Source organism: Clostridium sp. OF09-36, assembly GCF_003481985.1.
Taxonomy (GTDB): domain Bacteria; phylum Bacillota; class Clostridia; order Lachnospirales; family Lachnospiraceae; genus Brotaphodocola.
Window position 1 is genome coordinate 1 of record NZ_QUMD01000068.1, and the last position, 2205, is coordinate 2205.

Here is a 2205-nt window from a genome sequence, read left to right on the forward strand (position 1 = left end):
TACCGACATCATCCCAAGACTCGCTATTATCTGGTTGGCTAAACCTTGGATAAACCGGATTCCCACCGGCTTGACTACACACCCTTAGCTGGGCGCACAACTGGAATTTTCAAATTAGTCTTTGCAAATAACCTTTGAACCTTCACCATCAATTACAATTCCCTGACTGTTGTTAATTGGGCATAGATTCAAATCCGAAAACTCAGTCATTATTTTCTCGGTAACTTTCTTAAATGGTGCTGTAAGATAATGCGGAAGAACATAGAAATCAATCAAATCAAGCCCTGCATCATCTTCTTGTGAGTAGTCCTCTGGCTTTTCATCCATTTGCTCGATATATTGGATGCTTGGAGCGCATATAATTGCGCCTGCCGACTCGCCGATCATCAATTTTCCATTTGCCAATTCCTTTTTCAGTAGCCCATCAGTTCCCGTTTTACGGAGCTGGTCCATAAGAAAGAAAGAATTTCCGCCGGTAAAATATATCACATCTGCTTCTTCAAAAACAGACTGTATCGTTGAATAAGCCTCCGTTGAAATATCAATTTCAGTTACGATTGCTCCCAACTTTTTAAATAATTTTCGAGCCGAGCCGACATAACCGGTGTAGCCTTCACGCAGTGAAGCTGTTGTAATAAATGCGACTTTCTTATTTTCAATTTCTTCCTTTATCAGACTTCCCACACTTGAAAAGTGCGAACATAAAAATAGTTTCATCAATATTCTCCTTTATAAATTCTAATTTTATTCATTCCTTAATATATCAATTATATCATATCACTTTTGAGCAGTTATATCACAAATGGCTCGCATGGAAAACCACACCATACAACGCAGAAAATATCAAACGCCTTGAAAGTGAGTGGTCTGCCTATTATGCCAATGAACCTATATCGAAAGATATTATTAAAAAACCTTTTTCAAAAATCACATCATTGGAATTGCGAACATGGGCAGAAGCACTTATGATTAAGCATCAGCCAGACAAGAAAAAATTTAGTCGCATATTTACTATTATCAATCAATGTTATGAATATGCGTCTGATGAAAATATTGCGATTGTAGAAGCCAATGTATGGCAAAAAGCTCGCAAAAAATTAAAAAAGGAACTTTTTGTAACAACTCCAACTCCTTCCGATGAATCACAAGTTTTTACTGATGATGAACGCAGACAAATTAAGCTTATGATTTATGAAGATTTAGAACGCTACCAAAAGCAACCAACAAGTGCTGGTTTGCAAATCTTGTTTCTTTTTGAAACAGGGCTACGTATTGGAGAGCGTTGTGGGCTGAAATGGTCTGATATTAAAAATGGACGTTTGTATATTCGCAGACAGGCTAATAATGATGGGGTAAAGCAAAAAACCAAATCAGAATCAAGCAATCGAGACATCCCACTAACGGACGAAGCTCTACGTATTCTTGAACGTGTTAAAGAATATAACAAACTTCATAACTTTACTGCCGAATGGATATTCCAAAATGCAAATCCGAAATATGATTATCGCTTAAGCTATAATGCCGCAGATAGAAAATTGCGCAAATTATGTACTCGACTTGATACCATAACAAAAAGTCCAAATAAATGTCGCAAAACTGCAATCAGTACATTGTTAGATTCTCCATCTTTAAATGCACGTACCGCACAAAAATTTGCTGGTCATAGGCATTTATCTACAACATACGATTATTATTCTTTTGAAAGAAAGACTAAAAAGGAACAAGCAGAAGCTATCAATTTGGCACTTGCATTATAGTTTTGAGCAACCGTACCAATCGTACCAACGATACGATGAGCAATAAAAAAGGGAAACCATTGATTTTATTGGTTTCCTTTAACAAAAAAAGAGCGGGTGATGGGAATCGAACCCACGTATCCAGCTTGGAAGGCTGGTGTTCTACCATTGAACTACACCCGCGTCTCACGACGAAAGTTATCATATCATAAAATTTTCAAAAATGCAATCACAATTTTTAACAATATTAACATATGACAAGGGCCGTGTGAGTTGCCGAAAGGCAACTCACACGGCCCTATTAAAGTTAATCAAATTGTTATTTGATCGCTTCCACCTTATACCCGGCATCCTCAATCGTTTTTTTGAGCAGTGCTTCATCCAGCTCGCGGTCATAGCTTACCACGGCTTTTTTGCCGTGCAGGCTGACTTCTGCGGATGCACCGTCAATCTTGTTGATGGCTTCGGT

General features: G+C 37.9%; 2 protein-coding genes and 1 tRNA gene. 1 reads left to right on the top strand and 2 read right to left on the bottom strand.

Annotation, left to right across the window (positions count from 1 at the left end; translation table 11 throughout):
• Positions 1-114 precede the first annotated feature (114 nt).
• Positions 115-717 carry a Type 1 glutamine amidotransferase-like domain-containing protein gene (locus tag DXA97_RS19585; RefSeq protein WP_118721448.1) on the bottom strand — a complete coding sequence of 201 codons (603 nt, stop codon included), beginning with the start codon at positions 715-717 and terminating at the stop codon, positions 115-117.
• On the opposite strand from DXA97_RS19585, the gene DXA97_RS19590 reads away from it, so the two are divergent.
• A complete protein-coding gene (locus tag DXA97_RS19590; protein ID WP_182436968.1) occupies positions 687-1757 on the top strand; it encodes a site-specific integrase in 1071 nt (356 codons plus the stop codon). The two genes, DXA97_RS19585 and DXA97_RS19590, sit on opposite strands and share 31 nt — an antisense overlap.
• A 91-nt stretch (positions 1758-1848) precedes the next feature.
• On the opposite strand, the gene DXA97_RS19595 is transcribed toward DXA97_RS19590, so the two are convergent.
• A tRNA-Gly gene (locus DXA97_RS19595) sits at positions 1849-1919 on the bottom strand.
• Positions 1920-2205 lie beyond the last annotated feature (286 nt).

Excerpts from the sequence above, each read along its gene's own strand:
- DXA97_RS19585 (WP_118721448.1), bottom strand. The coding sequence starts at position 717 with ATGAAACTATTTTTATGTTCGCACTTTTCAAGTGTGGGAAGTCTGATA.